The organism is Cellvibrio sp. 25HG11W-0 (assembly GCF_057815475.1).
Window position 1 is genome coordinate 4,834,218 of the sequence record NZ_CM174230.1, and the last position, 19,676, is coordinate 4,853,893.

Annotated in this window: 17 protein-coding genes; 8 read left to right on the forward strand and 9 right to left on the reverse strand. The window is 46.2% G+C overall.

The features are described 5' to 3' along the window. The first annotated feature begins 191 nt into the window (after positions 1-191). Positions 192-1,505: an ATP-binding protein gene (locus tag AC0KUT_RS20285; RefSeq protein WP_488832410.1), complete on the forward strand. Its 1,314-nt coding sequence runs from the start codon at positions 192-194 to the stop codon at positions 1,503-1,505. An 86-nt stretch (positions 1,506-1,591) separates the two neighbouring features. On the opposite strand, the gene AC0KUT_RS20290 is transcribed toward AC0KUT_RS20285, so the two are convergent. Then, a complete protein-coding gene (locus AC0KUT_RS20290) occupies positions 1,592-2,479 on the reverse strand; it encodes a hypothetical protein (RefSeq protein ID WP_488832412.1) in 888 nt (295 codons plus the stop codon). 247 nt (positions 2,480-2,726) lie between these two features. On the opposite strand from AC0KUT_RS20290, the gene AC0KUT_RS20295 reads away from it, so the two are divergent. Then, positions 2,727-4,325 carry an esterase-like activity of phytase family protein gene (locus AC0KUT_RS20295; RefSeq protein ID WP_488832414.1) on the forward strand — a complete coding sequence of 533 codons (1,599 nt, stop codon included), beginning with the start codon at positions 2,727-2,729 and terminating at the stop codon, positions 4,323-4,325. 535 nt (positions 4,326-4,860) lie between these two features. Here AC0KUT_RS20295 and AC0KUT_RS20300 read toward each other — a convergent pair. The 4 genes from AC0KUT_RS20300 to AC0KUT_RS20315 all read right to left on the reverse strand — a co-directional run bounded on the left by AC0KUT_RS20300 (position 4,861) and on the right by AC0KUT_RS20315 (position 9,061). Continuing rightward, a complete protein-coding gene (locus AC0KUT_RS20300; protein ID WP_488832416.1) occupies positions 4,861-5,700 on the reverse strand; it encodes a hypothetical protein in 840 nt (279 codons plus the stop codon). A 6-nt stretch (positions 5,701-5,706) separates the two neighbouring features. After that, positions 5,707-7,593, reverse strand: a complete 1,887-nt coding sequence (locus tag AC0KUT_RS20305) for a DEAD/DEAH box helicase family protein (RefSeq protein ID WP_488832418.1) — start codon at positions 7,591-7,593, stop codon at positions 5,707-5,709. 307 nt (positions 7,594-7,900) lie between these two features. Continuing rightward, on the reverse strand, positions 7,901-8,662 hold the full coding sequence (locus tag AC0KUT_RS20310) for an HNH endonuclease (protein ID WP_488832420.1): 762 nt from the start codon (positions 8,660-8,662) through the stop codon (positions 7,901-7,903). A gap of 189 nt (positions 8,663-8,851) precedes the next feature. Then, complete coding sequence (locus AC0KUT_RS20315) at positions 8,852-9,061, reverse strand: addiction module antidote protein (protein WP_488832422.1); 210 nt, start codon at positions 9,059-9,061, stop codon at positions 8,852-8,854. A 238-nt stretch (positions 9,062-9,299) separates the two neighbouring features. Between AC0KUT_RS20315 and AC0KUT_RS20320 the strand changes: the two genes are divergently transcribed. Further along, positions 9,300-9,821, forward strand: coding sequence for a hypothetical protein (locus AC0KUT_RS20320; protein ID WP_488832424.1), 522 nt, complete (start codon positions 9,300-9,302; stop codon positions 9,819-9,821). Positions 9,822-9,913: 92 nt separating this feature from the next. On the opposite strand, the gene AC0KUT_RS20325 is transcribed toward AC0KUT_RS20320, so the two are convergent. Beyond that, a complete protein-coding gene (locus AC0KUT_RS20325; protein WP_488832426.1) occupies positions 9,914-11,389 on the reverse strand; it encodes an OmpA family protein in 1,476 nt (491 codons plus the stop codon). Between the two features lie 183 nt (positions 11,390-11,572). Here AC0KUT_RS20325 and AC0KUT_RS20330 point away from each other — a divergent pair, with 183 nt between their 5' ends. Genes AC0KUT_RS20330 through recQ form a run of 3 tightly spaced genes read left to right on the forward strand, consistent with a single transcriptional unit; the run spans position 11,573 to position 14,854 of the window. Then, the gene (locus AC0KUT_RS20330; RefSeq protein ID WP_488832428.1) at positions 11,573-11,839 is read left to right on the forward strand and encodes a helix-turn-helix domain-containing protein; all 267 of its coding nucleotides are present in this window, start codon (positions 11,573-11,575) and stop codon (positions 11,837-11,839) included. Continuing rightward, a complete protein-coding gene (locus tag AC0KUT_RS20335; RefSeq protein WP_488832430.1) occupies positions 11,829-13,049 on the forward strand; it encodes a type II toxin-antitoxin system HipA family toxin in 1,221 nt (406 codons plus the stop codon). The genes AC0KUT_RS20330 and AC0KUT_RS20335 overlap by 11 nt, the downstream gene beginning before the upstream one ends. 2 nt (positions 13,050-13,051) lie before the next feature. Further along, positions 13,052-14,854 carry a DNA helicase RecQ gene (gene recQ / locus AC0KUT_RS20340; protein ID WP_488832432.1) on the forward strand — a complete coding sequence of 601 codons (1,803 nt, stop codon included), beginning with the start codon at positions 13,052-13,054 and terminating at the stop codon, positions 14,852-14,854. A 7-nt stretch (positions 14,855-14,861) separates the two neighbouring features. On the opposite strand, the gene AC0KUT_RS20345 is transcribed toward recQ, so the two are convergent. From AC0KUT_RS20345 to AC0KUT_RS20355, 3 genes are all read right to left on the reverse strand, one after another. Then, entirely contained in the window at positions 14,862-15,998 is a 1,137-nt protein-coding gene (locus AC0KUT_RS20345) for a mechanosensitive ion channel family protein (RefSeq protein ID WP_488835799.1), read from the reverse strand. A gap of 64 nt (positions 15,999-16,062) precedes the next feature. After that, complete coding sequence (locus AC0KUT_RS20350; RefSeq protein ID WP_488832433.1) at positions 16,063-16,836, reverse strand: hypothetical protein; 774 nt, start codon at positions 16,834-16,836, stop codon at positions 16,063-16,065. 38 nt (positions 16,837-16,874) lie between these two features. Further along, positions 16,875-17,792 (reverse strand): LysR family transcriptional regulator, encoded by a 918-nt coding sequence (locus AC0KUT_RS20355; protein ID WP_488832435.1) that lies wholly within the window; start codon positions 17,790-17,792, stop codon positions 16,875-16,877. A gap of 136 nt (positions 17,793-17,928) precedes the next feature. Between AC0KUT_RS20355 and AC0KUT_RS20360 the strand changes: the two genes are divergently transcribed. Both AC0KUT_RS20360 and AC0KUT_RS20365 read left to right on the forward strand, forming a co-directional pair. Continuing rightward, complete coding sequence (locus tag AC0KUT_RS20360; RefSeq protein ID WP_488832436.1) at positions 17,929-18,684, forward strand: SDR family oxidoreductase; 756 nt, start codon at positions 17,929-17,931, stop codon at positions 18,682-18,684. Between the two features lie 80 nt (positions 18,685-18,764). Further along, positions 18,765-19,625 (forward strand): PA4780 family RIO1-like protein kinase, encoded by an 861-nt coding sequence (locus AC0KUT_RS20365; RefSeq protein WP_488832439.1) that lies wholly within the window; start codon positions 18,765-18,767, stop codon positions 19,623-19,625. The last annotated feature ends 51 nt before the right edge of the window (positions 19,626-19,676 follow it).

Here is a 19,676-nt window from a genome sequence, read left to right on the forward strand (position 1 = left end):
GCTTTATAATTCCAATTAACTCGGTCCAATACTAAGGGCATCAAAGCTCTAGAGCCATCACCTTAGGAGTGAATCACACTTTTATGCGCATAAAAGTGTGATTATTTACATTTTTATGCGCATAAAAGTGTAATATCACGCAACACTTTACAATTAACGGCCGAAATCCTTGGTAATTAGGACTTATATACGTGAAAAGATTACTGCTCAAAACACTCATCGCATGGAAGGAGCGGCCCGAACGTAAGCCGTTACTAATTGATGGCGCGCGCCAAACCGGTAAAACTTACCTGCTAATGGAGCTTTTAGGCAGCAAATTTGCCAAGATTTTACGTGTGGATTTTCTTGAAAACCCACAAATTGCGGATGCCTTTGCGGGTTCACTCGCACCCGAAGACATAGTGTCCAGCCTAGAGCTACTTACGGGGCAAATCTTTGACGCAACTACCGACCTACTGATTTTAGATGAAATAGGTGAGTGCCCCAGAGCCATCACTGCCCTCAAGTATTTTGCCGAAAAAGCGCCCACTTGGTTTGTAGCCGCCAGTGGCTCTAACATCGGATTGCTCAATTCGTTTCCTGTAGGAAAGGTTGAACAGCATAAATTGCGCCCCCTTAATTTTCGCGAATTTTTATGGGCTGCCGATGAACCAGCACTGCTCAAGGCCTTTGAAACAAAAACCAACTCCGCTAGCGCCCACAGCAAACTATTCGATCAATTAACAGATTACTACTTCACCGGCGGCATGCCCGAAGCCGTAGCCAGTTGGTTTGATCAAAAAGATAAAAGCATTATCGAGCGCGTAAATAGCGTTAAAAAAATACAGGAAGATTTAATTAGCGGCTATAAGCGCGACTTTGGCAAATACGCGGGCAAGGTAGATGCCCAGCTCATTGAAGCCGTGTTTAATAATATTCCCGCACAGCTCGCACTGGTGCAGGACGAATCGGTAAAACGCTTTAAATTTAAAGGCATCGCCGAACGCAAGTCGCGCTACGCAGAGTTCGAAAGCCCAATCACTTGGTTGCACCAGTGCCACTTGGCGCTAAAAAATTATCCCATTGAGGGGCAACCCAAAGCGCCACTACCCGCTTACCAAAAGGATAATTTAGTAAAGTTGTTTCTGTTTGATGTGGGGCTACTGAATCAAATGCTAAATACCAGCTACGCCACCATAAAACAGCAAAACTACCAATATAAAGGCTATATAGCCGAAAATTTTGTCCAGCAAGAATTTGCCGTAATGGGTATTGAACCTAGCTATTCCTGGGCCGATGCGCGCGCCGAAATTGAATTTATTATCACCAATAACCAAGGTCAGGTAGTACCGGTAGAAGTTAAAAGCGGCAAGCGCACCCGCGCAAAATCTCTGCAGTCTTACATGGCTAAATGCGCGCCCCACAAAACCATAAAGCTCACCGGCACCCAAGGCTCTGGGCCGCTTGAACATACCCATGTAGTTATGCCGCTCTATTATGCGGAGTATGTATTAACGTATATATAACTAACTAAAAAGAGCAGGGGAAAACAGCAACATGCCGCAACAACTTCAACACAAATAAAGTTACCCCCCACTTTTCATTGTAAAATTTAATTGCAAAAAGTTGGATTGTACGTGTAAGCATACTGCGTTTTGCTGATCGAACTTGTCGAATTCCAACTACTCAACGTTTGCATAGCATCAAAAGAAAGCTTCGCTCTATTAACGACAGCCTTGGTGTAATCTGCACTAGAATCCTTATATTTGAATGAAACTTCAACAACTACCGGTTTTTGCGCTGAAGTAGGAACACTGGAATACCAAAAAGTAATACTGACATCCGCATCGATTGAACCTAAATCAATAAGGCCACCATCATATACACGCTCATGAATTGAGAGATTACTCACCAGTGATAAAGCAGTTGAGTCGGCTATTCCATAGTCATTATCAAAGCCAGGAAAATGCGTATTAATATCTTGAAAGTTATTGAGGGTACGAGTGTTAGGCGACGTAGTCGAATGACCATAGGTGATCACAAAATTGTTATCCACTTTTGCGCCTATATCGGATTCTAATTTTGTTTCAGCTTGATTGCTTGATGCGGATAGATCTTCAAAGTCGGCGATATAAGGATCTGCACTGCGAAATTTCAACGTGACTTCTGATTGTCCGTTCTCAATACGATCACGAAAAATATAACCAAGCTTACTAAGCTGGCAAGTACCAGCGGTATCGTAAAATTTTACCGTACGGACTTTATCGAGTGATAGGCTACCAGAAACATCGCGCCCAATTTTTGCTTCAACTGCACTCACGAAAGCTGAAAAATAACTATTTACTTGCGCAGACTCTGTTGTGTAGGTAAACAAGGTTGGATTTAGCAATAGCTTATATTCACGGCTAGTCACATCAGGATTGGCAAATACACTGGGAGACACCAAAAAACTCACTGAAACAGCCGCAAACATTGCGGCCTTAGGATATTTTATCTGCATAAACAATTCCTTATTACATATGGATGGACGCTCCAGTTTAGGGGTCAGCCATTACAACTCTCGAAAGGAAATACTACCGTTTCATGACCAATAATTAGCCTGTGCTATATCTCCAACACATCGACTGCCATCAGCTCCCGTCTAGCAATTACCTAAAAATTTCATCCAATTGTCATTATCCCGTCAGGCAACTGTCACCTAAAGCTTCTAGTTTTTCGTGCCTACCCACCCTTCATGGATAATGACAATGAAAAATCTACTGACACATGCGAGCTTGTGCGGCGCAACCCTATTACTACTCACGGCCTGCGGCTCCGGCGATGACGGGAAAAATGGCGCTAACGGAACAAATGGAGCCAACGGCACTAACGGAACCAATGGCCTTGTAAGTTTGGTTAAACAAACCCCCGAAACCATGGGTAGCAGCCAATGTTGGTTGGGCGGGACTAGAATCGACAGCGGCGTAGATACCAATAACAACAGCCAGCTTGATAACAGCGAAATCACTCAAACAAGTTACACCTGCACGCCCGATAATTTTTCTGGTCGGGGCGTGGCGCTGCCCTATACAGTGCTGCGCAACGATCTAGAAAATACCGCCTACCCAGGCTCAACCTTTGAAATTCGCAACGGCGGTTACGGTTCGGATATGACTGGCCACCCGACTAACCCCATGCAATTTTATGCCGTAACAGATCGCGGCCCCAATGCAGATTTCACCGGCGCACAAGGCGCAGGTAAAATGTTCCCAGTAGAAAACTACACACCTAAAATTGGGCTTTTTGAAATTCAAGCTGCGGGCAACATCGCGCTGGTAAAAACCATTCCGCTAAAACGCCCCGATGGCACACTCATTACCGGTTTACCTAATGCCACTGGGCTCGGCGGCACCAAAGAGATTCCCTACAACAGTGCCGGCGAGATTATTCGCATGGATATGACGAAACCCTATGACGCTACTACCAACCCCATCAAGCTCGATGATTATGGTTTAGATTCGGAAGGTTTAGTCGCATTAAAAGACGGCACTTTTTGGGTCAGCGATGAATACGGCCCGCACATAGTGCACTACAGTGCTGAGGGTGTTGAACTAGGCCGAATTAATCCGTTTACCGCCGACACGCGCACTACCTGGGTGCTGCCAGCAGAATTCGGTAAACGTCGCGCCAATCGCGGCATGGAAGGTTTAACTGTTACGCCAGATCAAAAAACACTGGTCGGCATTATGCAATCCACTATTTCTAACCCAACATCGGCAGTCAATAACAGCGACCTAACGCGCATTGTCACCGTGAATTTAGCAACGGGAGCAATCGGCCAATATCTTTACCAACAAGAAATAAAACAAAACTCCAACTCTGCAATAGTTGCACTCAGCAACACCAGCTTTTTAGTGTTGGAGCGCGATGGTGGCTTTCAAGAAAAAGCCCCCGGCGTAATGAAACATGTGTATAAAATTGATTTGCGTAATGCAACTAACGTGGAAACAGTGAACGCTGTAGGCGATATTGCCCAAGATGTAAACTTAGGTTTAACCATTGGCGGCCAAACACTAGAGCAATACGTGCTCGCCAACAGCTGGCAGGCACTTGCAAGCCAAGGCATAGTGCCCGCAACAAAAAGCCTTGTGGTAGATATGGTCGCGCAAGTCAATTATCCGCACGACAAAATGGAAGGCCTCTGGGTAATTAACAACAAACGCCTAGGTGTAATAAACGACGACGACTTCGCCACCTGGGGAGTAAACAACAAACTAGAACAAAAATATCTCGACACCTACAACGCCAAAGTTGATGGCAATATGCTCTACATTATCGACAACCTTGATTTAAACCCCGCACCTTAAGCCGCAGTATCTACAAGCACATGGATGTGCCATAGCTGCCTTTTACTTACATTTCGATTCATTCAAAAATCACAGTCGTTTTATTGCTATGTAGGTTGGGCAGTCATGCCCAACATTTTTGTGATTGAATGGAATCGTTGGGCATAACTGCCCAACCTACGTGCTAAAACGGGCAGGAGCAAACTGCGTCAATGCGCGCGCCGCTGGCAGGGTGATTAAAACTTAGCTCGGTGGCATTCAACAGCAGGAGCGAGGGCAAAAGAGGCGGGTGTCTACAAGTTGTTTTCTGACGCCCAAAAACTGAATTTGGCGATAACTCAAACTCCTAAGAATCAAAACTGTAAATCACAGTGCGCGCTTTATTGATGTGTAGGTTAGCGCTGAGGCACGAAGCCCAACTTGTTGGCAACACCCGCCTGGTGGATTACGAAGGGCCACAAAACCACTAATACACCCAATAATATCCACACTACCAGTTAAACGCGAGATACGAGCATTTCAACTTACAATACGGGGCGGACCATATATTAGCCTGCTAATCCTTCTTTTCGCCTGATTGCTGAATCGCCTCATGAAGAAATTTTACCTCTGGCTTTTTAACACGATCGTTATAAATCAAAATCAAGCACTCCTCCATAGTAAGCAATGGATTTACCTCCATATAGGCATTAAGCGCTCCCTTTACAAAATTAACATTCTGCTTATATTTCTTTGAAAAAATTTCGCAAAGTGTTTTTTTGATTTTCTCTATTTTTTCAAATTCGATTTGTGCAAAATATGCATGAATAGTTTCGTCAAAGTTTGCATCGTGATCCATCAACAATTCTTTTAGTTTATTGATATTAATTTTGTAAGCCCTTGATGCATACTGAAGTGCATTCCTAAAATTATCAAACTCCTCACTAAAAACAGTATAAATCCTTATGTTCTTACGACGGGAGTGAAAAACAGTCCCTTCAATTTCATATTCAAACCCAGGGTAGCGTTGTCGCTGACTGGCTTCTTGACCTAATTTAATGCCTGCCCTAACACTCATAGCAAGTGAATGTGAAAGTTCATCCAGTTCCTGTTCGTTCCAACGCTCGTATATCCTCAAAGCTTTTACATACTTTCGATCTATCGCTTTATTTACAAAAAGCTTACGCTCTTCAATAAGGGCATCACGACACCGGAGTAAAAAACTGTGGCATTCCTTACAGCAAGGAAGAATGGCCAGCGAACACCGTTCACCAGTCCTAATATAGAAAGATGCATCATCCTTTGGTGGAGCGTAGTCATCAAATTCATGTTCAGCTTCACAGCCACAGTAATAGCAAACACCATGATCTTGAACATGAATAGCAATAGCCCTCGAATATATTTCTAAATCTTCCATGAGTATTTACGAATAGTCCCGTTGAAATTTACTAACCTCCACAATACGACTACGTGAAGCATCTTTAATCTTCTTATCAATAAACCTATCCGTATGCTCCTGACTAAACTCCCCCTTTTTAAACAACAACAAAATAGTGTTATCTTGGGGGACGCCGTACATTTGAGCCACTTCATTAACTTCGACCTGCGTCATTACCTTTTTTTCAACATCGCGACGTGACTCGTTAAAAATACTGAACACATATACGCCAATAGATTTTTCTGCTATCTCGATCCCACCACCCGCAGGGATTACTTCGTTAAATAGAATATCACCGTCAAGATCTAGTAGATTTGTAAATCGTGCAACTCGCTCAGAAATGGGGCCACCCGCATTGGCTTTTTCAGGGTTGCTAAATGTATCTCCATTTACCCAGTTTGCAATACTATTCGAATGTGGTGGTAAGGCTCTTGAGCTTTTTACGCTCAAGCCATCCTTAAGCAAGGTTTCTCTGACCAAATCAATGGATTTTAGATATTCAGGGTCATCGGTATACTCAGAGAAATCGAATTCATTTTTCAAATTTGCAGGAACTACTAAATAGCTATCAGTATGAAATGCTTTATATTCGTAAACGGTTGCATTGGCTTTTGCTTTTGGACCTTTGTTAACGCGAGCCCCGGCATCCAATCCTTTAATATCATAGGTGCCACAGATACGCTCAAATTCTTCACGCAACCCGGTCATATCGTCAGTAGCATTTGTTGCGCAATTTTTCTCAAGGTAAGCAACAATATCCGCATACGCTTTAACGCCAGAAGTATTGGTAAAATGAAGTGCGCTTGCATTTGCATGATAACCACATGCACGCCCTATATTGGCTTGAACAATCGCGGCTACGCTTGACACTGTACTATCCCATGAAGCCAGCAAATTCTCTTTCATTCCTTGCCCAAAATTAATTCCTGCTCTTACTCCTGCAACTGTAATAGCAATCATTTTCTTACCAAACAGTAAACCTTGTTCATACTCAATTTTAAATTGGTCCACATCAATCAGTTCATTAGCCGGAACACCACTTAAACTTGTACCAAGAATGAATATATTTTCCGCCTCAAAACCTTCCTTAATAAACATCTTCTTTGCATCCATAGGCGTGCCGCCAGGAACGCGAACTAAGGCCCAGCCAGGATTTTTACTATCAAGTACATGTGCGATAAATTGCTCACGCTCTTTAGTTTTATTCATGATATTACGCGAGCGACCATTTAGGCTTATTACTTGACCTTCTGACCACATTTTCGTGATGCCACGATAATCATCACTAGCCTTATGAAATACCAATTTTGTTTTGAGGCTTCTGCGCAAGACCGCTTCGGTTTCAGCGGCTAACAAAGCACTTAGTGGTGTTGCCGAGATAAAGACAACAGTACATTCTTGATTTTTGTTTTCAATATATTTAAACAAACGCTCATAACGAACAGCCTCTTCGTTTGAACCGTAATGGCACTCATCGATAATGATCAACTTCGGCTTTTGACGCTGAAAGTATTTATCCAAATCACGTTCAAAGTGGGTAAGGTTTGAAACTACTGCATTCATGCAAGGGCGCAAATCTTCTTTCGCTTGCGCCAACAAATCAGTATTGGGCATAGTTAACAAATATATGGTATCTCTTAACATTGACTGATTAATTATTTCGTCATCGGCTAAGCTATTTCGTTGCAGGCAAGCCAAGGCTAAAGCGACACCTGATTTTCCAGACTGCATTTCGGCAGCCATAATGACCGTTCGACAATCTTGGTTTAACGCAGCAAAGGTGATGGTTGCAGCGCGGCGTTGATGTGGAAAAGCCTTATCGAGAAGACATTGGATTGTTTCCCTGTGGATTACGGCACTATTAATCGACATAAATATTTACCACTATAAGTAAATGAAATTCCACAAATTTACAGAAAATAAATTCTAATTAAATCTGTGGTATTAAGATCCAGGTGCCTTGTAACTTTTGTAAACTAACATTTTTCATTCCTGCGACCCGCTTAGGGATATAGGAATCAGTATCAGAGTAAATTTTTTCTTTGGCCACAACTAATTCGGTCTGGATACATCGAAAATCGGAACAAGTCAATTACATCGCATAACGGCCAAGAATAGGTAAAGCATTGCTTCAAAGTCCGCCCTGGGCAAAGCCCCCGCCAATAAATCCACATATAATTCAACCACTCCCCCCACCCATAAACCCCCTATGACAACTCATAGCCTCAACACTCGGACAAAATCTATAAGGCATCTCTAACTCCTTACCTTCATACCGTAAAAAATACTTATCCACCATTTCGTCCTGCGCGTTGGCTTTAATTTTTTCCGACAACACCAACCGAAAATCTTCATCAAACGAAATCAAGTGACGATCAAAGGCTTTATCATAAAGCGCATTTAGTGCGATGCCATTAGTGGGGTCGGCGCGGCGGGTTTCGTCTTCGGCCCAAGGAATTATATGGCTGGCAACTAACAACTCAGGAATTGCCAAGCCAGATATGGCGCAGCGGTTGTTGTAGCTTTCTAAAACGGTTCGACGAAAGAAGCGCTGTACACGGCGAATTTTCACTAGAGCTGTCGTTTCGGTGGGGCCGATGGGGAATAGCAGGGGTATTTCAACATCCGCGCTGTTTGGGGAGTCTGGCGCTAGGCGCGCGTCATAAAGTGCTTCGGCGCTATCGGCTATTGCACTGGAGTTGAGCATGAAAGCGCTCCATAAAGCGCGGTCGGCTTTGCTTGCGCCCTGCAGGCCTTTTTGTGCAAGTGCTGGGTCTAGGCTGGCAAAGTTGCAGGCTTTCATGGCTACCGCTGAAGGTGTGCGGCCAATGACCGCCGCGAGCTTTACTACTTCGGGGTTGGTTTTATGTAATTTGCCAAAGGCTGTGCGGCAATATAGATGCAGCGTGAGCAGTAGCTCATCCTCTTGCCAGTTTTTCATGCGCTGAGCGTCCTTTTATCCTTTGGCTGGATTCTGCACTATTGAGCCTAATTTTGGAAATACAGAGCATTACATTTGATTGCTCAGCATTCAATTAGGTTACGGCACCGATTTCTTTAAGTTCACCAGCGAAGCTATGGCCTCAAAGATTATGGCAAAACTTGGGCTGCCCTCGCCAGATAGTGCCCTTTATCGACTCTCGCGCCCCATGCCACAATCTTTAGCTAGCTGTGTCATACCGCGCGCCTTGGCGACATTGCCTATCGCCTTAGCAATAAACGCTGCATCGTCACCCGCTTCTTCAAAACAAGCTTCTAGGTAGAGTGCTATATCTTCTTCTGATTTAAGATGCTCTGCAGAGTCCCATTTGCGAAGTTTTAATTCTGCCATTTTATACATTTAACTGTTCAGCCAGCGCGTGCACGGCTTTAATCGCTTTCGGTCGTGATAATTTATCGCGGCCCATCAATAACACAATAGTATTGCAACCACTATCCAGCTGCGTTATTCATCCTTCAGGTAGCTACTGAGCAACAGTAGTTCACACTTTAAACCTTCCCTTTTACTCTCGATTAATTTTTCAGGCGCTATTCAGCCCCCGCCGCCTAGCCTGCTTAAAAATTAAGAGAGCGGTGCAATGAAAAATACCTTGGCTTTAATCAGTGGTTTTATCGTGATCTTGGGTTTGTTATTGATATTGTCGGTGATTGCATTGCCTGCGAATGCGAATGAACAAGAAACCCACTTTTATTACCCACACTCTGTAGGCGCTAGTGTTGGCGGGCATGACTATGGCCGCAACCACATAGCGCAAGAGCGCGATAGGCTTAACCGCGAACGCGAAGATAGCCACCGCGCTTTTGATCAGATGATGCGGGATTTAGATGAGGAGGGGCGCGGTATTGATCGCTGGCAACAGCAGGAGCAACAACGCCAGCAGCAATATGATCACAATGGCCGCGCACGAGAGCAACAAGAACTGGCGCGACGCGCTAATGATGCCCGCGCTGCCTTAAACCGTAAGCGCGACGATGTTAACCGCGAGCGCGACCGTATGAATCGTTTTTACGATGAGCAAAATCGCGCACTCGATAGACGCAATGAGCAGCTTAACGAAAACGCAAATAGACCTAATAACGATTGGGATAGACACCGTTAAAAATTTCCCCCTTAATACTAAAACGAATTCCGCAGCAACCAAACTACATGCGGCCTATACCACCATGGAATAGGCCGCATTTAATCTAAGCTTTAACGTAAACGACTCACCAATTCCACTCGACGATTTTTTTGTTTGCCTGCATCGCTGGTGTTATTGGCAGCGGGAGCATAGGGGCCAACACCTTGAGCGGCCAAGCGATTGGGCGCTATGTTGTACGTATTTATTAAGGCGGCGACTACGGCATCGGCGCGCTGCTTGGAGAGGCTGACATTGGCGGCGCCATCTCCCGTGTCGTCGGTGTGACCCACAACATAGAGCAACAAGTTAGGATTGCGGGTTAGCAGTTCGCTGATGACATCTAAGGTGGGTTTGGACTCTGGTTTTACCGCAGCTTTGCCCGTATCAAAATAAATGCCATAGATCATGGCTTTACCTAGGTTATCTATTTGTTGCTTTAACTCATCAGCACTGATATTCACCAAACCCGTTTGCACGGCTTTTTCTTCAACAATCACTTGTTGAATATTAACGTTGTCATCGTAGATACCAATAAACAAGGCGACATAGACGGTGCCACTGGCTAATTTTTTACTGGCAAAGAGGTAATAGGGGTTGTGATATTCATTGAAGATGTCGCCATCTATCGATAGTTGATTACCCAATTTTTTTACCTGATCGGGTGTGCCGCACTGGTCCAATTCACATTGCGCGAGAAAACTAAAGCCTGCTTTAAGCAGCGCTGCTTTGTAGTTTTCATAAATTTTTAAAGTGGATACATTTTGCACGGCATAGCGGTGCATGGCGAGATCGCCGGTTACGGTGAGCGGTGTTTTTTGTGTGGCATTAATGGAATAGGGAAAGGTGAATACTTCTGTATCAACTTTTTTATCGCGCGCAACTTTTGCCCCTGGGTAGCGCGGCAACATACTGTGGTCTTTGGCTTTTTCCTCGTCACTTAGGGCCTCAGTTGGCTGCTCTGTAGCGGCTGAGCCTGCATAGGCGCTATCTACTTTCACCAGCCCCGTTGTTAAGGGCTCTTCTTCTACAATCACCTGCTGAATATTTACATATTCATCGTAAATACCAATAAACCAAGCGGCAATAATTTTACCCTTGGGTGTGGTTTTTTCGCCTATCCAGTAATAGGGGTTGTTGTAATTGTTGTACACACTGTCATTAATGGCGAGCAAGCCGCCCAGTGCTTTAACTTGATCGGGCGTGCCGCAGGCATCCAACTGGCAACTAAACAGTGGCTTAAAACCTACACTTTTTGCGGCGGCCAAGTAATTTTCGTACACCTTAAGAGTTGAAACATTACTGACTGAATAGGTGTGCCGGTAAAGATCCCCCACCAGTGCTAAGGGCGTAAACGCCGCTGGCTTTTTGCTGGTGTCTACTACCGACAATGGCAGGGTAAAGGTTTCGTAATCGAGCATGCGGCTATAACTGATTTTAGCGCCGGGGTAGGCGGCAAACAGCGGGTGGTCTTGTTTATCGCTGGCATAGAGTTGGGTAGAAAAACCTAGGGATAGCATCAAAAACCAAGCTAGGGTGCGGGTTAACATAGAATCTCCTTGAAACGTAAATGAAACAACATAGCAAACAGCGCAACAGACTAAAGGATTGTGCTGAATTTATCATGAACATGCATTAGTGCTTTTGAATTGCCTTTAATGATGCACATACACATCAAATAGAGTAAAGTTGGTATTAATGATAGGTATATTCATCTTTTGGATTAAGAATTTATGAGTAGCTCACTGGAGCAACTGGGCGCACAGATTAAGTTACTGCGTAAACAACAGGGCTGGAGCCAAGCCCAGCTTGCCGATATGGCCGGGCTAGATCGCACGACTCTAGGCATGCTGGAGCGCAACGACTACACGGATATAGGTATTCGCAAGGTGCAGCGCGTGTTGGAGCTACTAGGGAAAAAATTGGTGCTGGCGAATGGGGGCTTACCTACCTTAGACGAGCTAGTGGCAGCGCAGAGCGAGGCCGAGCATGTACGATAAAGTTGATGTGTACATGAATGCTCAATTGGCCGGGCGCTTGGCGCGCGCGCAACAACGCCACAGCTTTAGCTATAGTTTGAATGCCCCCGAAGCACTCTCGCTTACCATGCCACTACGGGTAGAAAGTTATAGCTACCCGCAGGGATTACACCCTTTATTTCAAATGAATTTACCCGAGGGTTATTTGCGCCAAGCTATTGAGCGCTATGCCGCAAAAAATTTCGGCAGCGATGACTTAAGTTACCTGAGCCTGCTGGGTAAGCATCAAATTGGCCGTTTGCGTTACAGCCTTGCCGACACCCCCTTAGCACCTGAAAGCGCACAAGCACCTGCATTGCGCGACCTGTTAGGCAGCAACGATAGCGATTTATTTCACCAGTTGTTCGAACGCTATGCGGTTTATTCCGGCGTGGCGGGTGTACAACCCAAGGTATTGATGGATGCGCACCAAGACCCAGTGCCGCCAATAACCGATAAGGCAACATTGCCTTTAAAAAAATATATTGTAAAAAGTTGGGGCGCAGAATTTCCAGAGTTAGCCTGCAATGAATTTTTTTGCCTAACGCTCGCGCGCAATGCTGGGTTGAGCACACCTAATTTTTATCTCAGCGACAATGGTAAGCTACTTATTTGCGAACGCTTTGATATTGATACAAACGAGGAGCCGCTAGGTTTTGAGGATTTCTGTGTACTGCAAGGAAAAACCACGCAACAAAAATATGAGTCGAGCATAGAAGCTTGTGCGGGCACAGTGATTCAGTTTGTGTCGCCTGAACATTTGCAGAAAAGTTTGGAAGACCTTTTTAAGCTAACCCTGCTCAATATTAAAATTAGAAACGGCGATGCCCATTTAAAAAACCTTGGCATTCTCTATTCAAACTTAGAAAACTATCACTCAGGTCATGTGCCTAGTAGTAGCCGCAAGCTTGCACCTATTTTTGATCTAGTAAGCACCACACCTTATCTTCCACGCGACAGCATGGCGCTTACCCTAACGGGTAGCAAGCGCTGGCCCAAGTGGAAAGTGTTAGAAAAATTCGCCAAAGTACACTGCCGTTTAAGCAATAAAACTATCGAGAAAATTGTGAATGATATTGACGTATCTTGTAAAAACAGCCTACCCCTGCTAACTGAACTTAGAACAAGCCATAACGGCTTTGAACTTATCGGCGAGGCTATGAGCCAGCTGCTACAGCAACAGGTGGTGTAGCTATGACCACTCCTCTCAATATTCTTAACAACATTTTTGGCTACCACGAATTTCGCTATCCGCAAGAAGCAGTGATTAATGCACTTATTGCTGGTGAAGATGCTTTGGTGTTGATGCCCACTGGCGGCGGTAAGTCGCTGTGCTACCAAATTCCCGCGTTGGTACGGGACGGCGTGGGCATAGTGGTATCGCCTTTAATTGCGCTGATGCAGGATCAAGTAAATGCGCTGCGCGAATTGGGCCTGCGTGCAGGGTTTTTGAACTCTACGCTAAGTGCGCAAGAAATGTGGCAGACCGAGCAAGCGCTGCATCGTGGCGAACTGGATATGCTTTATGTAGCACCAGAGCGATTGATTCAGGCGCGCACCCTCGAACTTTTTCACCAAATTAAAATTTCACTTTTCGCTATCGATGAAGCTCACTGTGTGTCGCAGTGGGGCCACGACTTTCGCTCTGATTATTTGAAGTTAGAATTACTCGCGCGCGAATTTCCACAAGTACCGCGCATTGCACTTACTGCCACGGCCGATGTGCGCACGCGCGATGAAATTATTGCGCGCTTGCAGTTACAAAATGCACAGCAATTTATTAACGGTTTTGACCGCCCTAATATTCAATACCGCATTGCGCTTAAAAACAGCCCTAAAATTCAGCTCATGGAATTTTTGCGCAATGAGCAAGCGGGTAACTCAGGTATTATTTATTGCTTGTCGCGTAATAAAGTCGAGCAAACTGCCCAGTGGCTAAGTGGCGAAGGCTTTACCGCACTGCCTTACCATGCGGGCTTGCCCGTGCAAACTCGGCAGCAGAATCAAGAGCGGTTTTTGCGCGAAGACAATATTATCATGGTGGCCACCATCGCCTTTGGAATGGGCATAGACAAACCCGATGTGCGCTTTGTGGCCCATTTGGATTTACCTAAAAGTATTGAGGCCTATTACCAAGAAACAGGCCGCGCGGGCCGCGATGGCGAACCCGCGACTACACTCTTGCTGTACGGTTTAGAGGACGTGGTAAAACTGCGGCAGATGATGGGCCAGTCGGAAGGCAATGAAGAATTCAAACGCAATGAACAGCAGCGCTTAAATGCCATGCTCGGTCTGTGCGAAATAACCAGTTGCCGTCGCCAAACCTTATTGCGTTATTTTGGGGAACATAATTCACCGGCCTGCGGCAATTGCGACTGCTGTATTACGCCACCGCAAACCTGGGACGCCAGTGAAGCAGTGCGCATGGCGCTCTCCTGCGTGTATCGCACGGGCCAGCGTTTTGGTGCAGGCCATGTGATAGATGTATTGCGCGGCGGCACCAGTGAAAAAATTATGTCGTTCGAGCATCAACAATTATCCACCTATGGTATAGGCAAACATCTCAGCGCTGATGAGTGGAAAAGTATTTTTCGTCAACTTGTAGCGCGCGGCTTACTCGATGTAGATTTACAAGGCTATGGCAGCCTTTTACTGAATGATAGCTGCCGTGCTATTTTGCGCGGTGAAGAAGCCATTCAATTGCGCCGCGAGCTGAAAACTACCGCAAGCAATATTGCGCGCAAACAAGGCGTGGTGGTGGATGCAGAAGACCAAGCCTTATGGAATGCACTGCGCTCTTGTCGCAAACGATTAGCCGAAGAACAGGGCGTACCGCCCTATGTTATTTTTCACGATGTCACACTGCGTGAGCTGCTCGCGTTTCGCCCCATTACCGAAGACCAATTGCGCACGATTACCGGCGTAGGGGCGAGCAAATTAAAACGCTACGGCGAAGAGTTTTTAGCCGTAATTCGCACCGTAGAATATGGTGAGTAGCAATACTCTACTCACCAGCTTTCGTTGAACTCCGCGCACTGTCTGCCATTGCTACTTCCATAGGCGGAATAGAGGCGTGATGCAGCGTTTGTGTTGGGAAGGCTATTTCTGCACCGTGACGGCTAATAATATCCAGTATTTTTAGCATGACAGCTTGTTTCACTTCGTGATAGTGAATCCAATTGGTGGTTTTGGTAAAGGCGTAGATAAAAAAGTCGAGCGATGAGGCATTAAATTTATCGAAGTTAACAATGGTTGTTTGATCAGTATCTATCTCATCATCATCAATCAGCATTTGTTTTACATCGGCAACAATCTGGCCCATAAGGTGTCCATCCTCGTAGCGAATACCAATCACTTCATTGATACGTCTGTGGCTCATGCGCGAGGGGTTTTCTAAAGAAATAGTGGCAAAGGTGCCATTGGGTACGTAGAGCGGACGCTTGTCAAACGTGCGCAGCGTGGTGAGCCTCCAGCCGATTTTTTCAACGGTGCCCTCGACATTTTTATCCGGTGAACGCACCCAGTCACCCACACTAAAAGGGCGATCCATATAAATCATCAAGCCACCAAAAAAATTGGCGAGCAAATCTTTTGCGGCAAAACCTATTGCAATACCGCCGATGCCACCGAATGCCAACACACCGGAAATACTGTAGCCCATAGACTGGAGCACAACTAAGGTTGCGGTAATAATAATAGACCCGCGCAAAAGTTTGCTCATGGCGGAAACCGTGGTTGGGTCCATAGGGTCTTTCATTTTGTCAGGCGAAACCACAATGCGTTCTGCGCTGGTGATAAAGCGCAAAATAAACCAGGCGATCATGACGATTAAACCGAGTCTTCGCACTGGCTCGGCAAAGCTATAGAACTCCGTTCCCGCTACTTTATCTGCCATAGCCGCAGACATTGAAAGCCCTACAATCCAAATGAGCGTGGTGATGGGCTTACGCGCGGCCCAAAGAATAGTGTCATCCCATAAATTGTCAGTTTTTGCGAAATGAATTTTAAGCCGTTTGAGTATACGTTTAACAATAAAGCTGACTAAAAATGTTAAAAAAACCAGCAAAAAAATTTTTAAACTGCCGATCCAGCTGGTTTCTGCTAAACCAAAGCCTGCGAATAGGCTGTCAATAAAATCCAAGTTCATACTTACCTCTTTTTGCGTTAAAAATAATTTTCGGTGTAAATTTCGCGGAATACTACAACTAAGGCGCATCTAAAAAATTGACGAGATTCTTTTTCTGCTTTTGTAAAATAAACCAACCCCACATCAGCGCACTTAACAAGATAAGAGCACCCACCAGAAAAAAGCCTTTGGCGATAGTTTGTGTGTGTGGCAATAGCTGCAGCATGGTGAGTAGATTACCCCAGTCATGTGACTCTTCGCCGCCGCCACCAATTAAGGGCAGCGCGCGATATTGGGCATCGGCCACATAGGGCGATAGATCAATAAAACTTTGGCCGCACCACCAGAGCATAATGCTGGCGGCGAAGGTGTCGCGCTGTTTGAATACAAATACGCACATTAACATCAGCGGCAGCAACACTTGAAACAAGCTGCCGCCGAGAATCATCATGAAACGCCCAAAAGGCATAAATAGAACGTGCCCAAATTCGTGAAAGGGCAGATTGATGTTGTGCATGAAAGAACCGCCGAGCTTTTCCCAGTCGACTCCCGCAGTAATAAAATAGCCGCCCCAAAGTGCGAAAGCGGCGAGGGTAACTACGCGCGCCCAATAGGCTTCGCGCGGAACCTGTGCTGGCACATAGGTAAATTCAGCTTTAAGTTGTTGGCTAAGGCTGAGCGAAGGCTCATAGTCTGGGTCATGTGCTAATTCTTCAACTGCTGCACTGGGCTCCTGCTGGCGCGCGAGCCATTTGCTGTACACAATACCGCAGGCAGGGCAAATATCTGCATGAAGATTTACATCTGCAGCCTGCCGTTGATAGCGGCATTTAGGGCAAATTATCGGGTACATGATGTGGGCTCCTTCATCCTATTACCTTAATCTCTACTTCATATTTCTTCTGCATCGACATATTCCTTTAACAAACTTGCCAGCCAATCCATAAATACTCGCACTCGACGCGATTGATTGCGTCGATTGGGAAATATGATGGAGACTGGCATAGGCTCAGCGCGAAACGCGGGTAATACTTCCACCAACTCTCCGCTTGCCAAGGCTGCGCGTACACCTACAGAGGGAATTTGCGCTATGCCCATGCCGGCTAGGCAAGCGGCGCAATAGGCCTCGGAATTATTAACACTGATGCTACCCACCATGGGCACAAAATCTATTTTGCGTCCTATAGCGTATTCGAACCCGGGTGATTTGCTGCCTAACTGAGTCACATAGTGCACCAATTGATGTTGACTCAAATCCGCCAGCGTTTGCGGAGTGCCATAACGCTGCAGATATTCAGGGCTGGCGCAGTTCAACAGTTGCAGCTGACCTATGGGGCGAGCGATTAATGAAGAGTCACTCAGTTTGCCAACGCGCACCACGCAGTCAAAACCTTCGCTAATGAGATCAACGCGGCGGTCGGTACTGCTAAGTTCAAATTGTATCTTGGGGTGTAATGCCAAAAATTCTGGCAGCCGCGGCACTACTAAATTCTTGGCAACACCACTGGGCATATCAACCCGCAAGCGCCCACTCAGCTGTGCAGCACTCGCGTGAAACAGGCTCTCTAGCTCATCCACGTCTGCTAGCAAATCCTTACAGCGCTCATAGAAGACTTGCCCGTCTTGCGTCAATTGCACGCGCCGTGTCGTGCGCTGCAGTAAGCGTGTAGTCAGTAGACTTTCGAGCTGCTGTACTGCCGTAGAAATACTTGCTTTGGGCATGCCAAGGCTATCCGCCGCTTTGGTGAAGCTGTTTAGCTCGGCTACCCGTACAAAAATCCCCATTGCATCCAAGCGATTAAAAGCCATTATTCGACCCTAATTTGCATTTCATTGTTCATTTTGGGCGAACAGTCTAATCAATAATTGTGTATTTATCTAACTTATATCCCCCAATAGACTGGGATCACTGAATATTCAGTCATCACATTTTGAGGATAAATAGATGAACAAAATCGCACTTATCACTGGCGCTAGCCGTGGCTTGGGTAAAAGTATGGCCTTGGCGCTGGCCAAGCAGGGTGTTGATCTGGTGATCACCTATCACAGCAAGCGCGCTGAAGCAGACGCCGTAGTGACCGCAGCACAAGCTTTTGGCGTAAAAGCGGCGGCGCTGCCGTTGGATGTGAGTGATAGCAGTAGTTTCAACCACTTTTCGGCGGCGTTAGCTGCAGTTTTAGCCAATAATTGGCAGCGCGAACGAGTTGACTTGCTCGTTAATAACGCGGGTATTGGTATTCACGCGAGCTTTGCCGAAACTACCGAGGCGCAGTTTGATCAGTTAGTAAACATTCACTTTAAAGGTGTGTTCTTTCTCACCCAAGCGCTGTTAGGGAATATTAACGACGGCGGTCGCATTATCAATATTTCCAGCGGCCTCACCCGTTTTAGCTTCCCAGGCTACGCGGCCTACGCCGCGATGAAAGGTGCGGTAGAAACTCTGAGCAAGTATATGGCGAAGGAGCTGGGTGCTCGTAGAATTACGGTTAATACCCTTGCACCAGGTGCTATAGAAACCGACTTTGGCGGCGGCGCAGTGCGCGATAACAGTGAGCTTAACCAGATGATTGCACGCCAAACGGCGCTGGGCCGAGTCGGCTTGCCGGATGACATTGGCGGTGTAATTGCACTGCTGCTAAACGACCAAAGCGGTTGGCTCAACGGCCAGCGGATTGAGGCCTCAGGCGGCATCTTCCTGTAACTGAAGCGGCAGCCTATTGTTCAAGCGGTGGCCTGCAGTGTTACTATGCGGCCACGTAGATCCAGAATAATAGAGAGCCGATGAAGATACCCAAACGATTACAGCCATTGGTTGATGATGGCCTTATAGATGATGTGCTATTTCAGCTTATGAGCGGCAAAGAAGCACAGGTGTTTGTCGTGTTATGCGGCGAAGAAGTGCGCTGCGCTAAGGTATATAAAGAAGCGAATAAGCGCAGCTTTAAACAGGCCGTGCAATATCAAGAAGGGCGCACCGTACGCAACTCGCGCCGCGCTCGCGCTATGTCTAAGGGCACCCGCTATGGACAAAAAGAAGCAGAAGACGCCTGGCTCAATGCCGAGGTAGATGCACTGTATCGCCTCGCCGCCGCGGGAGTGCGCGTACCCACACCCTTCTGGTTTTTAGAGGGCGTACTGGTCATGGAATTGGTCGTTGATGATGATGGCGACCCGGCACCGCGTTTAGACGATGTTGCCTTTGATGCAGAAACTGCACGCGACTATCACGGCCGTATGATGATGGAAATTGTGCGCATGCTCTGCGCAGGTCTGGTTCACGGCGACTTGTCAGAATTTAATGTACTGGTTGACGGCGAAGGCCCCGTGGTAATCGACCTACCCCAAGCCGTAAACGCCGCCGGCAACAACAATGCACAAATGATGCTGTCCCGCGACATCAACAACATGACCCAATATTTTGGCCAGTACGCACCAGACCTATTGGTGAGCCACTACGCCGAAGAAATTTGGAATTTGTTTGAGCACGGCAATCTGCACCCCAACGTAAAACTCACGGGCGAATTTGCCGAGAGCAATGTGGACGCCGATATCGCCACCATGATGCGCATTATCGAACACGCCAAAGAAGAAGAGGAAGATCGCAAAGAGCGCGAGCGTATGGCGCGCGATGGGGAGTTTTAAACTCCCCCCGCTTTCGTTTAAACCAAATCCCGTTCAACTCTGCTTAACACT

What these genes read in the sequence shown, in the direction of transcription:
- AC0KUT_RS20290 (WP_488832412.1), bottom strand. Translation starts at nt 2,479, where the DNA reads ATGCAGATAAAATATCCTAAGGCCGCAATGTTTGCGGCTGTTTCAGTG.
- AC0KUT_RS20295 (WP_488832414.1), top strand. Translation starts at nt 2,727, where the DNA reads ATGAAAAATCTACTGACACATGCGAGCTTGTGCGGCGCAACCCTATTA.
- AC0KUT_RS20300 (WP_488832416.1), bottom strand. Translation starts at nt 5,700, where the DNA reads ATGGAAGATTTAGAAATATATTCGAGGGCTATTGCTATTCATGTTCAA.
- AC0KUT_RS20305 (WP_488832418.1), bottom strand. Translation starts at nt 7,593, where the DNA reads ATGTCGATTAATAGTGCCGTAATCCACAGGGAAACAATCCAATGTCTT.
- AC0KUT_RS20310 (WP_488832420.1), bottom strand. Translation starts at nt 8,662, where the DNA reads ATGAAAAACTGGCAAGAGGATGAGCTACTGCTCACGCTGCATCTATAT.
- AC0KUT_RS20315 (WP_488832422.1), bottom strand. Translation starts at nt 9,061, where the DNA reads ATGTATAAAATGGCAGAATTAAAACTTCGCAAATGGGACTCTGCAGAG.
- AC0KUT_RS20320 (WP_488832424.1), top strand. Translation starts at nt 9,300, where the DNA reads ATGAAAAATACCTTGGCTTTAATCAGTGGTTTTATCGTGATCTTGGGT.
- AC0KUT_RS20325 (WP_488832426.1), bottom strand. Translation starts at nt 11,389, where the DNA reads ATGTTAACCCGCACCCTAGCTTGGTTTTTGATGCTATCCCTAGGTTTT.
- AC0KUT_RS20330 (WP_488832428.1), top strand. Translation starts at nt 11,573, where the DNA reads ATGAGTAGCTCACTGGAGCAACTGGGCGCACAGATTAAGTTACTGCGT.
- AC0KUT_RS20335 (WP_488832430.1), top strand. Translation starts at nt 11,829, where the DNA reads ATGTACGATAAAGTTGATGTGTACATGAATGCTCAATTGGCCGGGCGC.
- recQ (WP_488832432.1), top strand. Translation starts at nt 13,052, where the DNA reads ATGACCACTCCTCTCAATATTCTTAACAACATTTTTGGCTACCACGAA.
- AC0KUT_RS20350 (WP_488832433.1), bottom strand. Translation starts at nt 16,836, where the DNA reads ATGTACCCGATAATTTGCCCTAAATGCCGCTATCAACGGCAGGCTGCA.
- AC0KUT_RS20355 (WP_488832435.1), bottom strand. Translation starts at nt 17,792, where the DNA reads ATGGCTTTTAATCGCTTGGATGCAATGGGGATTTTTGTACGGGTAGCC.
- AC0KUT_RS20360 (WP_488832436.1), top strand. Translation starts at nt 17,929, where the DNA reads ATGAACAAAATCGCACTTATCACTGGCGCTAGCCGTGGCTTGGGTAAA.
- AC0KUT_RS20365 (WP_488832439.1), top strand. Translation starts at nt 18,765, where the DNA reads ATGAAGATACCCAAACGATTACAGCCATTGGTTGATGATGGCCTTATA.